We start from the raw sequence: 13700 nt of genomic DNA on the forward strand, positions 1-13700 counted from the left end.
TTTAACGTACGCTTTTTTTGATGGCTTCTAAGTAGGCGCGTTGCGCTTCTTCGTTAGAAAGCAGCAAGAAGTTCGGAGCCGACAAACCATAGAACTTATTGATGTCACTCGCGCCGGAGGCTTCTTTCGAGAGCAAACTGCCAGAGCTCAACAAGTACTTGGCGTACAAATCAGGCGCCTCTTGCAGTAACTCGCGTGCCAGTTTTGTCTCTAACCCTTCGCCTTCCAATCGGTTGAGTTGCTCTGCAATGCTTTTGGCCACGATGGCGTAAAGCGATGCTGAAGAGGCAATGCCCTTCGCTGCCATAGATTCTACAATCGCTGCGATATCCAGTTGCAGTGTGATGGTGGTAAACATCTGACCGAGCGCCAATTCATTGTCGACTTTGATGCGTTGGTCGAGCAGTTCATCGCAATCCACTGGAATTGTTTTTGCGCCGTGTTTTTCGGCAGCATGGTCTGTTGCAAAGCGGAAGCGCTCTGGCCAAACTCGCGCCGCGTCGTTGTCTTTCATCGCGAGCGTCATTCTGCCCTGTTGATCAAATGCAACGATGGCGTTTTGCTGGTTGGACTCCAATGCGATGCCATAACGAAGCCACAAGGTGAGGTGCACTTGGCATAATAGATCGACGTAATCTTGGAACCACGCCAGCGTATCTTGTTGATAGTAATGTTCTGCCAAATGTTCTAAGAACAAGCGGTCGTCAGGCATTGGGCTTGCTAGTGCTGCAACCGGAACTAACGCTTTGTCTTCGCAATGAGTAAGTGGGTACTCACGTACGATGTACGCGAAGGTTTTATCATCGCCGATGTGTCCACCGTGTTTTTCGTTGCAATGGAACAAGCGACTGTTTAAGTCGGCGTCCGTTTGTTCAAGGTGGCTGAGTAGGCGTTCAAACCAGTGGCCGTCATACAGTGTTGAAGGCTTGATTAAGCGAATATTTTTCGTGCCTAGCGATCGCATGATCAGCGGAACCTTGATGTGAATGTGCGGTGCCTCGTTGACGACCACAGTACGAACGGAAAGCGTCGGCGTCACGTCTAGATACGTTAAAGGCGTTTCTATCACACCTTCGGGTAAGGCTTCTAAAGATCGCAGGGTGAGCGGATGTGCAGGGAACAGAACGTGGCTCAGTGCAAAATCAGCAGGAAGCCCCACTTGCTCCATTGTTGGCCAGCAATCAGGTTGTCCGCTGGTTAATGTCACCAGTGATTTTTCAATCGCAATCCAATGCAGAGCAAAGCTTTGTGCGAACTCGGGCGCGTACTTAGCAAGGTCTTCATCGCTCAGGCCAAACTTCGCCCGCGCAGTTGGATAGTACGGGTGGTCAAGGTAAGAAGCGATCTGGTCGGCTAGCAGCAGTTTTTGATGCCAAGAACCAAGCTCGGATATTGGTTGAGAAATGTGGTCTGCATGATGATGAAACGCTTGGTCACACAGCGCTTTGTGTTTCTCTGCACATTCCAGTTCTTGAAGGTATCCCGCCAGCAACTCGTGAGAGCTCTCGTGCGCCAGTGTCGTTAGTAGCGCAATCCACTCTTTGTAATGCTGTTGATGCTCGACTTGGCCATTTTTCTCCACCCACCAACCTGGTGGTGTTTCGTCATTGGCGTGACCGTAGCGCCAGTGCTGCATGTAATACGTTGGCGCAACAGGTAAATACAACGTGAAATCAGAGTTGGCAAATATCAGCCAGACTTGCTCGTCTTGAGGAACAATTACCCCTTTTGGCGCGTCTCTACTGAACTTGGCCTTCGACAAAATGCCAAACATGTCTTCGCGCAAGCAAGTGTCGATCAATCGTTGCGTTAGATACAAAGCGTTGTCATTCATGCTGCCACCTCACGAGTCGGAGCTAGATCGAAATTGCTAAGCGCGTTCTGCAGCGCTTGGTCGAGGTTTCGCCCTGATGGTGAGACAATCGAAATTCGGGCGAGATAATCCTTATTGGAATAACTCTGTTGGAAGTGTTCTCCAGCGGTTTTTAGTACCTGTTGCTGGGTGATGATATCGTCATCGTGTTGGATGAACGACGTCGAACCTCCGTCAATCACACCACTGTGTTCCGCAACTACGTAGTGCACGTGCGCTGACCCATGAATTTGGTAATCGCCGTCCAATCTTCGACCCAGATGCAGACCCAAAATCGTGCTAAACCAACCGAAGGGAGCGAGATTGTTGAGCAAGAATTCGCGGCCATCTCCAATACTGCGGTAGTTAATTTCCACCAGAACCGGGCCATTTTCCGTAATAATAAATTCGCTGTGGCAAACTCCAAAACCAACGCCGAACGCTTTCAGTTGAGCCAAGCAAGCTTCTCGGTGAGCAATGCCGTTTGGTCCGTTCCAGTCTGCGGCGGTTTCGATAAAGTAAGGCGGCTCAGAGAGCGACACATCAAAACCGCCCACGGCGATAAGTTGGTTACCGTCTCCTAAAGTTTCGAGCGTAACCAACGGTCCTTGAAGAAACTGCTCCACCAGAATGGCGGCGTTTGGGTGCTTTTGCCAAAACGCCTCGCAGTAAGCATCGAGCTCGCTTTGGGAGTCACAGCGCTGTACATCTAAACTTGCCACGCCTTCTTTGGGTTTTGCTACGACAGGGAAGGCCATGCCTAATGCCACATTCGAATGGCGATGCAGCAAACAGCTTTGTGTGTTGGGTAAGGATTTTTCATTTAACACTTGTCGAGTTAAGTGTTTGTTTTTGGCCTTTAACGTGACAGACCAATCTTTGGATGGGAGGCCAAAAAATTGCGCGCAGATGGCGGTGGAAGTTTGTAAGTGATCACTATTGCTGAAAATAGCGTCTGGCTTTAATTCATGCTCCGTGATGGTTTCGATGAGTTCTAATGGGTTGAAGACATCACATTCTAGAATGGTATCCGGATTAAAGTGACTATCATGACTCGCCAACTCTAAATGGCTGAGCTTATGGTCGGTGATAAGAACGACGTGAAGGTCCATCGCTTTAGCTGCAGGCACAAAGCCGTGAGTGACTGCATCGTTAACGACATGACTTACGATAATCATCGTAGATTTCATGAGCTTTCCTAATTTTCTAACATTTTCTTCTAACGTTGATAAAGTCGCTCACGGTCGTCTTCCAATGTGCCTCTCTCGAGACGGAGGGCAGAAGTTTTAGTATTTATTGTTATGATATTTGGTTTTTTTTGTTGTTAGTTGTGTTTTTAGGGTAAATAAATATAGAGCATAAAATTAATATTGCAAATGGAAATAATATTTGTTCTTATTTCCATCCGTTGGCTTTATAACAACTAAACGGAATTATGGAATGAATAAATTATTGACCCTGACCCCCTTGGCGGTCGCGATTGGTTCTTCATTAGTAGCACCAAGCGCAGTGGCTTCAGAAGAGACGAACTCAACCCCATCAGCAACTGAAACGATTCAAGTCTTCGGTCATCAGTACGAAGGTTATGCTGAACACATGCCTCAATCAGGCACCAAAACCGATGTGGAATGGCTTGATGTGCCACAAGCGGTATCCGTAGTAACGAAAACAGAAATGCAAGACCGAGGCGCGGTGCGTTTAGTGGATGCGCTAGATGGGGTAGCCGGGGTCAATAACACCTTGGGCGAAGGCAGCCGCGATCAGTTCATGATCCGTGGTTTTGATTCACTCAACGATATGTACCGTGATGGCTTGCGAGATGACGGTACGTTGCAGTCTTACCGTAGCTTAGCGAACGTTGAACGCGTTGAAATTGTGAAAGGCCCTGCGGGATCTTTGTATGGCCGTGGTTCGGCTGGGGGCATCATCAACTTGGTGACGAAACGCGCTAACGGTGAGAATTTTACTCACGTAAACGGTAGTGTAGGCAGCAACAACCAATATGTTGGTCAGGTCGACAGCTCAATGGCGTTTACAGATAAGGTCAACGGGCGTATTAACTTGGAATACCGTCAAGCCGACTCGTACGTTGATCATGTTGATTCAAACGATTTCTTCATTGCACCGACCATTCGTGTGTTACCAGCGGATGGTCACACCATTGATGTTGACGTGGAATACGCCCATCAAGAATTAGTGCCATATCGTGGTGTGCCATCAAAAAATGGCAAGCCAGTTGATTTGCCAGTAAGCACTTACTTTGGCGGCACAAACGACTATCAGGAGTCAGACAGTCTCCGTATTGCGGTGGATTACGAATGGCGTCTGAATGATCAATGGGTATGGAACAACCGAGCGGCGTTCAACCATATCGAACTTGAGCAAAAAGGCACGCGTCAGGGCAAAGTGACGGGTAATGAAGTGTCTCAAACCGTCAACAACTTTGGTTACGATCCACGTACTACGACCACTTTACAATCTGAGTTGGTTTGGGAAACCAGGGACAATCAATTGATGGTGGGTGCAGATTTCAACCAGATCGATATCGACCTAACGTTGGCAAGTGACAAAACGCTTCCTCCGCAAAATATATACGACCCAGTCGTTGGTCCAACGCCTGATCCGGGCTTTAAGCCATTTCGTGACAATACCACCACCACAACAGGTTTGTATGTGCAAGACGTCTATACGTGGGGCGACCTTTCTTTGATCGGTAACGTGCGTTACGACTCGATGGAGCTCGAACAACAAAAAGCGGGCTCAGATAAGGAAAAGTTGGATGATGACAAAGTCAGCTACCGTGCTGGTTTGGTATACCGCATCAATTCCGACACATCCGTATACGCCAGTTTAGCGCGCTCTTGGCAGTTACCGTACGCTGGTATCTACATCAATCCAAAATTGGCGGAATTCTTCCACACCGACTTAAAAGAGGTGGGTGCGAAAGCGTACCTTTTGGATAACGCATTAATGTTGAATGCGGCACTGTTCCAGATTGATCAAGAGCAACCACAAACTAACGTGGACGGCGATGTGATCGATAAAATTGAAGTGCGTCACCAAGGCATTGAATTAGAGGCTCGCGGCCAAATCACCAAACAGTGGGACATCTCTGTTGGTTACAGCTACTTAGATGCGGAAGACAAAGCCACAGGCAAAAAGCCTAACGATGTATCAGACCACTTGTTCTCTCTTTGGAGCACTTACCAATTGGATGACAACTGGCGTTTAGGCGGTGGTGTGAAGTACGTGGGCGACCGTTACGCAGGTAACGACGAAGCCGTCGCACTTGGCGATTACACAACGGTGGATTTGATGGCGGCGTACACCACTGGTCGTCACAAAATCCAAGCGAACGCTTACAACATTTTGGATGAGAAATACATTCTTGGCGCAACAAACGGCACGTCTGGCTTAAACCAGATTGGCTACGGCGCACCAGCCGAGTTCATGCTCAGCTACGGATATCAGTTCTAGGCTTTTTGTGCGTAGTTAGCGCCTGTTAGCCGATTTTTTCCTCATATTGAGGATGTTTAGCCCCTAGAGCCTACGGGATGTATTCTGCCCGAGGCTCAATTTCTCGCAAAGGAGATCTTAATGTCTTACCAGAATTTGGATGGTAAAGTGCGTGTACGTGCTGGTTTGTCTACCACTTACAGTGTGCTTGCGATTGCAATCGCTTCTGCCACATCCATGAGCGCGGTTGCTGCTCCTGCTAAAAAAGAACAAACTACCACGATGGAAACCGTCGTTGTCACTGGTAGCGTGATTGGTAAATCTGAAATTGAAGACGTCAAAGAGTACCCAGGTGCTCGTACCGTCATTACCCGCGATCAAATCGAGAAAACCGCCGCAGGCTCGATTGATAACGCGCTACAGCGCGTGCCGGGTATTAAAGTTCAGGATGAAAGCGGAACGGGCGTATTGCCTAACATTTCCGTACGTGGTTTGAAAGCAAGCCGTAGTGGTCATGCTCAGTTCTTGATGGATGGTGTACCGCTAACACTTGCGCCATATGGTCACACTGGTCAGTCTATCTTCCCAGCAACACTGTCGATGCTTGATCGTATTGACATTGTACGCGGTGGTGCCGCAGTACAGTACGGCCCAAACAACGTCGGTGGTGTGATCAACTTAGTGACCAAACCGATTCCACACACGTGGCAAACTGAAATCAGTAACCGCCTTACCGTGTTTGATGGCGGTGATGCGCCGCTGAATGATTTTTACCTACGCACGGGCGGCTGGTTAAGCGACACATTTGCACTACAGTTGGAAGGTAACTTCCTAAAAGGTGAAAGCTTCCGTGAACATTCCGATACGGACGTGAAGAACTTCCAAGCCAAAGCACAGTGGCTACTGAGTGACACTCAAGAGATTCAAGCATTCCTGCAACGTTACGATGCTGAAACGCAAATGCCGGGCGCACTTTCGCCACAAGATTACGAGCAAGATCGTCACCAATCGAAATGTCCTTACGATGATTATGAAGGTAAGTCGACGCGCTGGAGTGTTAAGTACATCCACGATTTGCCATTTGCCGACAGTGCCGAGCTAGAAGTGCTAACGTTTGGCCATAAGTCAGAGCGTCTTTTCAAGTGGGGCTTTAACAGCGCGGGTGGCCATTGGGCGGATCCGGCTCTGCCAGCGACGGACGTTCGTACCTCTCCACGTGAATTTACCGTGTATGGTATAGAGCCAAAAATGGCGATGTACTTTGGCGAAGGTAAATCCGTTACTCAAAACTGGATCGTGGGTACCCGTTATGTTAATGAAGACATTGACTACAAACTCACTCAGACTCCAATCGCCGGTGGTGCAACCAGCGTTCCGCGTGATTGGCATCTAGATACGGACGCGTTTGCTGGATACGTTAGCAACGAAATTGGTTTGTTCAATGATACATTGAAGGTAACGCCTGGGTTGCGTGTTGAGTCGGTTCGAATGACGTTTACCGATCGTGGTAAAAAACAAACGGCAGACAACACCGTGACGGAATGGTTGCCAGGTTTGACGGTGGCATACAACTTAACTGACCAGTGGGTGACGTATGCGAACGCGCAAAAATCACTTCGTGCGCCACAAATTGCCTACATCCGAGGTTTGGGTGAAGAAGGTAGCGAACTGGCTTGGAACTACGAAGTCGGCGCGCGTTACACCCAAGATGCGACCAGCTTTAACGCTGCACTTTATCGCATCGACTTTGAAGATCAATTGCAATGGCAAAGCTCAACGCAGACCTTCGATAACATCGGAAAAACACTTCACCAAGGCATAGAGCTTTCTGCTCGTTACGTGCCTGAAGCACTACCTGCACTGAGTTTAGGCGCAAGCTACAACTATCTAGACGCTACGCTTGAAGAAGAAGGCGCGAATAAAGGTAATCAACTGCCTTACACCTCTAAGCATCAGCTTGGTTGGGATGCAACCTACGCATTTTACGGCATGGACACCACGCTATCGGGCTTCTACTTTAGTGATTCGTATACCGATAACGCCAACACCAGTGCCGAAGATGCAACTGGCGCAACGGGTAAAGTACCATCTTACATGGTGTGGAACTTCAACTTGGGGACGGATTTATACAAAGACGACAAAGGCAAGTTACGCATGAATGTTGCGGTGAACAACTTGTTTGACGAGGAGTATTACTTCCGCGGGATTGATACAAGCCCAGTTGGTCGGTACCCAGCTCCGGGACGCTCTTACACACTGGATCTGAACTATCAGTTTTAAGCGTTTCGTTCACCGAGTTTGAAAAGAAAAGTCGCCAATTTACCTTGGCGACTTTGCCGATCTTAGGTAATGGAAAACTCTTAGCACTGGAAAAAAGCAAGATGAAAAATAAAAAACAATTTACGATCAAACACTTTTCAACAGTTTTGCTGATGCTGTTGAGCTCAGCTTTGATGTCATTTAGCGCATTTTCTCAGGCGCGCAGCGTGCAAGATGAGCAAGGCACTTTTGAGCTAGAAGCGATACCTCAACGTATTGTGGTTTTAGAATTTTCGTTTGTCGATGCATTAGCGGCAGTCGATGTCTCACCTGTAGGCGTCGCCGATGACAACGATGCCACACGAGTCATTCCTGCTGTTCGTGCCAAGGTTGGTCCTTGGCAATCGGTCGGCATGCGCTCGCAACCGAGTTTAGAGGCGATTGCGGTGCTCAAGCCGGATTTGATCATTGCTGATGCAGAACGTCATCGCGCGATTTATCAAGATTTGCAGCGAATTGCGCCAACTTTGCTGTTAAAAAGCCGTGGTGAGACATATCAAGAAAATCTCGAATCCGCACACAAAATCGGCGTGGCAATTGGCAAACAAGCGAAAATGACACAACGAATTGAGCAGCACAAACAGACAATGGCGGAGTTCAAACAGCATTTTGCAACACAGGAAACCATTCAGTTTGGTGTGGTTTCTGACAAAGGGATGTGGTTGCATAGCCCGGTTTCTTACGCTGGGGGCGTTTTGAGTATGCTGGGCATCCAAAGCCCGCTGGCTCCATCTGAGCAAAAAGCGTATATCCCAACCAGTTTCGAACTTTTACTAAAAACCAACCCTGATTGGTTGTTAGTTGGACTTTACTCTCAACCAAATATTGTGGATGAGTGGCGCAAAAATCCATTGTTTAAGTTGCTAACTGCTGCGAAAAAACAGCAACTTGTTGAGGTTTCTCCTGAACTGTGGTCGTTAAATCGCGGCATGTTGGCTGCGGAAGAAATTGCCCGCAATCTTGAAGCGTTATTGGAGCGCTCATGAGTGCGGCGATAAGCTCGGAAAGCGCGTCTTCGGTTAGCAAATCGCATTGGAAAGCGAGCTTGTTTGTCTGTGCTATGGCGTTGTGTACGCTCTCAGGCTATGCAGCCTCAATGATTGGCTGGTCCAACTTTTCTTTGAGCGTTAATGATCTGACAAGCTATTGGTTTGCGTTTGATGAGGGCAATATGCTGCATCAAATCCTCGCGACGCTGCGTGCGCCTCGTGCCTATGCTGGGTTATTAATTGGCGCTTCGCTTGCGGTATCCGGAGTGCTGATGCAAGGATTAACTCGTAACCCTTTGGCGTCGCCATCCATTCTCGGCATTAATGCTGGTGCGGCTTGTTTTATGGCCTTGGCGTCCATCGGCGTACCATTCTTTAGTCAATTGAACTCAATCATCAACGCAGTACTCGGCGCGCTACTAAGTGGTGGTGCGGTCATGTTGTTGGGCGGTTTTTTTTCCGCGCGTTCTCACCCATTGCGTTTAGTGCTAGCGGGCATTGCCATCAGTGCACTGCTGATAGGGTTAACTCGTGCGTCGGTAATTTTGGCGGATGACATGGCTTACAGCGTGTTGCATTGGTTAACGGGTTCACTCTCTGCGGTAGATTCTGAGCAGTTGCAGCAACTGTGGCCTTTTGCGACTTTAGGTTTGGTGCTCGCCATGGGCTTAGCGCGAAACTTAAATTTACTCGCGTTGGGGGACGAAGTTGCTGTTGGGCTAGGTGGTAACATTCGTCTTACGCGATTTATCAGTGGATTATCGGTTGTGCTGTTGGCAGGAACTAGCGTAGCGATTTCTGGACCAATTGGCTTTGTCGGGTTGTTAGTGCCGCACTTGGTACGCCCGATTGTTGGTCACAACTATCACATTCTCATTCCGGTTTCCGCCTTGTGTGGCGCGGCATTGGTGACGTGGTCAGATGCTTTATCACGAGCGATTGCTTTTCCGGCTGAAACGCCAGTGGGCGTGATTACCGCGCTGTTGGGCACACCTTGCTTTATCGCGATTGCAATGAGGAAATCATCATGATGAATCAAACCAAACTGTTTGCATTAGTTGGATTGTTGCTGATTGCGTCTTCTCTCACGCTGTTTGTTGGTGCGGCGAACATGTCGGCTCAACAGGTTTTTGCATTACTGTTTTCTTTCTCTGACTCGGACTTTGTGATTCACCAATATCGATTACCGAGAATGTTGCTCGCCATTGGCGTGGGCACTGGGTTGGGGGTGTCAGGCGTTTTAGTTCAAGGCGTCATCCGTAATCCACTTGCCTCACCAGATTTAATGGGGATAAGCGCCGGAGCAGGACTGGCGGCTACCGCTTGTTTGGTGCTGTATCCGAATGCGCCAGTGGCAATGTTGCCGATGGTCGCCATGGCGGGAGGCTTGCTTGCTGCTGGCTTTATTGCTGTGCTGGCTTACTGGTCGAAACCAACACCAGCACGTTTGGCGCTGATTGGTGTTGCTGTCAGCGCATTTTTAGCTAGCGGTATCGATTTTCTTCTGATTGTGCACCCTATTGAAATCAACACGGCGATGGTATGGCTAACCGGCAGTTTGTGGGGACGAAACTGGCAACAAGTGCCGTTTATTTGGAGTGCTTTATTGCTGCTACTGTCATTGGCGTTTTGGCTGGCTTGGCGGCTAGATGTTATGGGACTGGGAGAAGAAAGCGCCACTACACTTGGCACGAAACCAAGACAGATCCAAATTCTTGCGCTGATTGCTGCCGTGCTATTGGCGAGCATCAGTGTGTCTGTGGCAGGCACGATCAGCTTTGTTGGCCTGCTTGCGCCGCATCTTGCGCGTTTGCTGTTTGGCCACAACCACAAGTTGTTGATTCCAGCCGCTGCAACCCTTGGCGCTTTGTTGGTGATTTGCGCCGATGGTTTAGCGAGAGGCTTACAGCCGCCAATTGAGCTACCAGCGGGAGTGCTAACATCTGTTATTGGCGCACCATATTTCATTTTTCTTTTGTATCGTTACAGAGGTTGGTAAGCATGTTACGAACGCAGAACTTATCCGTCGCGTACGGCAAACAGACCATCATTCCAGATCTCTCTTTGTCGATTCCTCAAGGTAAAATTACCGCACTAGTTGGTCCAAATGGTTGCGGTAAATCGACACTATTAAAAACCTTGGTACGCATCAATAAACCTGCTTCTGGCCAAGTGTTGTATGACGACAAACCACTAAGCAGCTACGGTGATAAACGCTTGGCGCGTTCGTTGTCTTTGCTGCCGCAGATTCTTGTCAGTCCTGAAGGTATTACCGTCAGAAAACTGGTCGAATATGGCCGCTCGCCTTATCTCTCTCATTGGGGCAGGTTAAGTCAACAAGACAAAGCCTTGGTCGAGCAAGCAATGCAAGATACTGGCGTGATTGAGTTTGCTGACAAGCCAGTTGAATCGTTGTCTGGCGGTCAAAGGCAAAGAGCGTGGATTGCGATGGTAATGGCGCAAGATACCGACGTAGTGATGCTTGATGAGCCAACCACTTACTTGGATCTCTCTCACCAAGTTGAGCTGATGAAACTCATGAGGCAGATGAACGACAAAGGCAAAACAGTGGTCGTAGTGCTGCACGATCTAAACCAAGCGTGCCGTTACTGCGATCATTTGGTGGTGTTGGAAAAAGGTCAGTTAGTCACGCAGGGAACACCGCAAGAGGTAATGACAGAAGGCATGTTGTCATCGGTGTTTGATTTACAAGCGAGAGTATTTAATGACCCAATCTCAGGCACGCCGATGTGTGTGGCGGTGTAGGTTTACGTCTTTGGAAAGCTATCTGCAATAAAAACGTCGATCCATAAAAACAAACCCCGCTAGTAACAAAGTTGCTAGCGGGGTTTGTTGTTTTTAAGAGCGTCCTTAATGTGGCGTTTAAGCCAGTTTAAACGTCGCCACTTTCGAGTTGAGATCCTCAGCTTGCGATTTCAGCTCAGCAGATTGATTCATCGATTCTTCGGCACCAACTACCAAGTGATCGGTCACATCTTTAATGGACGTGACGTTTTGCGTGATTTCATTGGTTACGTGCGTTTGCTCTTCGGCGGCGGTCGCGATTTGCGTTGCCATATCGCTGATCAGCGCAACGGCCGCGTTGATTTCATCCAGAGCCAGTGCTGCGCGATCAGCATCTTCCACCGAACCTTGCGCGAGCTGAGAGCTTGTATCCATGATGGCCACTGCGCGTTGTGTGGTTTGCTGCAAGGTCTCGATCGTCGAGCGAATCTCTTCGGTTGAGGTGTGTGTGCGTTGTGATAGCACGCGAACCTCGTCTGCAACAACGGCAAAACCGCGACCTTGTTCACCTGCACGCGCCGCTTCAATCGCCGCATTCAGAGCCAGTAAGTTGGTTTGCTCTGCGATGTCTCGAATCGTTGATAGCACGGTTGAGATGTCTTGCGCGTGCTGGTTGAGCTCACCGATGACAACGCTCGCTTGGTTGACTTCAGAAGACAAATTATTGATGGACGATTTGGAATTGATCACCAACTCATGACCGTTTTGTGTGCTTGCTGAAGAGTCTTGAGCGGCTTTAGCCGTCTGCTCTGCATGTGCTGCAATCTCTTGCGTTGCTGATGCCATTTCAGTCACAGCGGTCGCCACCATAGTGATTTCTTGTTGCTGATGGTTCAGATCGGAAACCGATTGATTCGCGCGAGTCGTGCTCAGCTCCGATTGTTGGCTCAGTTCTTCCGCTTGGTGACGAATGTGACCAATAAGTTGCTGCAAACTTTCAACGAACTGGTTGAAGTTTTCAGCCAGCTCACCAACTTCGTCACGGTTTTCTACTTTGATGCGTTGAGTCAGATCGCCGCTACCGTTGGCGATTTGCGCAAGCGCATTCGAAACATTGTAGAGCGGACGGAACAAGATGTTACATAGCAGGTTAAACAAAGCCACACAGATAACGACGACGATAGTGGTTGCGATGATTTGATCCCAAACTGCATCGTAAAGTGGGGCAACCAACGAGTTTTGATCTAACACTGTGACCGTTGTGAGTTTGGTACCCTCTATGTGGCGCGCGTAAATCACATATTCGGTGCCGTTAATAGAGACGCGACGCTCTGTACCTGAACGTGCGGCAGACGTAATGTCGTTGTTGTTGAGGCCCAGCTTGCTAACCGGTTGATTCAGCAGTTTACCGTTGTTATGAGTGAAAATATTGCCCTGTTCATTGGCAATAAACATATAACCTTCACCCGGTAGGATCACTTGGTTGAGACTGTTCAGGATATCACCGATCTCTACGTCAGCACCCAGAACGACGGTTTGACCATGCAATTGCAGGGCTTTACCGAGCGACACGACGTTAGCCCCCGTGGCAGCTGCGACGGTCGGGTTATCCATAAAGACTTTCGATGGGTTGGCGATTGCATTGGTATACCAACCCCACTTACGAGGATCGTTATTACCTGGTGGCAAAACCACCCCATTAGCGTTGTCTTGTGACCCGTCCGGGTAAGCGAGGAAAACGTTATCGAACGCGCCAGAGTCTCGGACTTGTTTCAAATGCGTAACCAGAGAACGTTTCTCTGAATCAGAAGAGAGTGAAGTTAGTGCGCGCTCTTTAGAGAGTAGCCAGTCCTTTACGTATTGATTGTAAGATGCGCTAGTGCTTTCTAGTCGCTGTGCGACTTCGACATCGAGCCTGTTTAATGAATCTCGAAAAGACAGCCCCTCTACCAGCACTCCCCCTAGAATGATGGCGGCACTGGCAGAGATTGCCAGTTTGTTTTTTAGTGATAGATTTTTGAACATAAAGCGAATAATAGATCTTTGAATAATAGTTGTTGTGTTTTTATTCTCATCAGTGCTCTCTGCGCTGTTGAATATGCAGCAGAAAGTCAGATTCGAATCTGTTCAATAATTATATTTTATTGCTCAAAATAAATACTGACTCCATGTCGCGAATTTGAGTTTTACATCAAATAAGCAAAAGGATTTGGAACGATATTATTTATGTATTTGTAAAGTAAGGATTTGTCGATTTTTGTAAATGAGAATTTATTTCAATAAATGGTGATCTTTATCACATTTGCGTGTCTGATAATCCATTAAAAATGTGAAGGTTA

9 protein-coding genes are annotated in these 13700 nt (G+C 48.3%); 6 read left to right on the forward strand and 3 right to left on the reverse strand.

From position 1 onward, the window contains the following. Position 1: 1 nt before the first annotated feature. Positions 2–1834 carry an IucA/IucC family protein gene (locus tag R7Q41_RS00880; RefSeq protein ID WP_318108596.1) on the reverse strand — a complete coding sequence of 611 codons (1833 nt, stop codon included), beginning with the start codon at positions 1832–1834 and terminating at the stop codon, positions 2–4. Then, entirely contained in the window at positions 1831–3042 is a 1212-nt protein-coding gene (locus tag R7Q41_RS00885) for an ATP-grasp domain-containing protein (protein WP_005383468.1), read from the reverse strand. The genes R7Q41_RS00880 and R7Q41_RS00885 overlap by 4 nt, the downstream gene beginning before the upstream one ends. Positions 3043–3292: 250 nt before the next feature. Between R7Q41_RS00885 and R7Q41_RS00890 the strand changes: the two genes are divergently transcribed. The 6 genes from R7Q41_RS00890 (at position 3293) to fecE (ending at position 11382) form a co-directional block, all read left to right on the forward strand. After that, positions 3293–5329, forward strand: a complete 2037-nt coding sequence (locus R7Q41_RS00890) for a TonB-dependent receptor (RefSeq protein WP_206959515.1) — start codon at positions 3293–3295, stop codon at positions 5327–5329. A 120-nt stretch (positions 5330–5449) separates the two neighbouring features. Next, the gene (gene pvuA, locus R7Q41_RS00895; RefSeq protein WP_318144309.1) at positions 5450–7588 is read left to right on the forward strand and encodes a TonB-dependent siderophore vibrioferrin receptor PvuA; all 2139 of its coding nucleotides are present in this window, start codon (positions 5450–5452) and stop codon (positions 7586–7588) included. Positions 7589–7689: 101 nt separating this feature from the next. Further along, entirely contained in the window at positions 7690–8613 is a 924-nt protein-coding gene (locus R7Q41_RS00900) for a Fe(3+) dicitrate ABC transporter substrate-binding protein FecB (protein ID WP_025768676.1), read from the forward strand. Positions 8614–8687: 74 nt separating this feature from the next. Next, the gene (locus R7Q41_RS00905; protein ID WP_411978722.1) at positions 8688–9647 is read left to right on the forward strand and encodes a FecCD family ABC transporter permease; all 960 of its coding nucleotides are present in this window, start codon (positions 8688–8690) and stop codon (positions 9645–9647) included. Beyond that, on the forward strand, positions 9644–10615 hold the full coding sequence (locus tag R7Q41_RS00910; protein ID WP_318108601.1) for a FecCD family ABC transporter permease: 972 nt from the start codon (positions 9644–9646) through the stop codon (positions 10613–10615). Before R7Q41_RS00905 ends, R7Q41_RS00910 begins: the two co-directional genes overlap by 4 nt. Before the next feature lie 2 nt (positions 10616–10617). Further along, positions 10618–11382 carry a Fe(3+) dicitrate ABC transporter ATP-binding protein FecE gene (fecE, locus tag R7Q41_RS00915; protein WP_054700603.1) on the forward strand — a complete coding sequence of 255 codons (765 nt, stop codon included), beginning with the start codon at positions 10618–10620 and terminating at the stop codon, positions 11380–11382. Between the two features lie 117 nt (positions 11383–11499). Here the strand turns inward: fecE and R7Q41_RS00920 are convergent, their stop codons facing one another. Then, positions 11500–13386: a methyl-accepting chemotaxis protein gene (locus R7Q41_RS00920; RefSeq protein WP_054575394.1), complete on the reverse strand. Its 1887-nt coding sequence runs from the start codon at positions 13384–13386 to the stop codon at positions 11500–11502. Positions 13387–13700: the final 314 nt, after the last annotated feature.

This window comes from Vibrio sp. 2096, from assembly GCF_033339595.1.
GTDB lineage: Bacteria > Pseudomonadota > Gammaproteobacteria > Enterobacterales > Vibrionaceae > Vibrio > Vibrio alginolyticus.

Bases quoted from the DNA above. Each gene is read 5' to 3' on its own strand.
- R7Q41_RS00880 (WP_318108596.1), bottom strand. From the start codon at position 1,834: ATGAATGACAACGCTTTGTATCTAACGCAACGATTGATCGACACTTGC.
- R7Q41_RS00885 (WP_005383468.1), bottom strand. From the start codon at position 3,042: ATGAAATCTACGATGATTATCGTAAGTCATGTCGTTAACGATGCAGTC.
- R7Q41_RS00890 (WP_206959515.1), top strand. From the start codon at position 3,293: ATGAATAAATTATTGACCCTGACCCCCTTGGCGGTCGCGATTGGTTCT.
- pvuA (WP_318144309.1), top strand. From the start codon at position 5,450: ATGTCTTACCAGAATTTGGATGGTAAAGTGCGTGTACGTGCTGGTTTG.
- R7Q41_RS00900 (WP_025768676.1), top strand. From the start codon at position 7,690: ATGAAAAATAAAAAACAATTTACGATCAAACACTTTTCAACAGTTTTG.
- R7Q41_RS00905 (WP_411978722.1), top strand. From the start codon at position 8,688: ATGGCGTTGTGTACGCTCTCAGGCTATGCAGCCTCAATGATTGGCTGG.
- R7Q41_RS00910 (WP_318108601.1), top strand. From the start codon at position 9,644: ATGATGAATCAAACCAAACTGTTTGCATTAGTTGGATTGTTGCTGATT.
- fecE (WP_054700603.1), top strand. From the start codon at position 10,618: ATGTTACGAACGCAGAACTTATCCGTCGCGTACGGCAAACAGACCATC.
- R7Q41_RS00920 (WP_054575394.1), bottom strand. From the start codon at position 13,386: ATGTTCAAAAATCTATCACTAAAAAACAAACTGGCAATCTCTGCCAGT.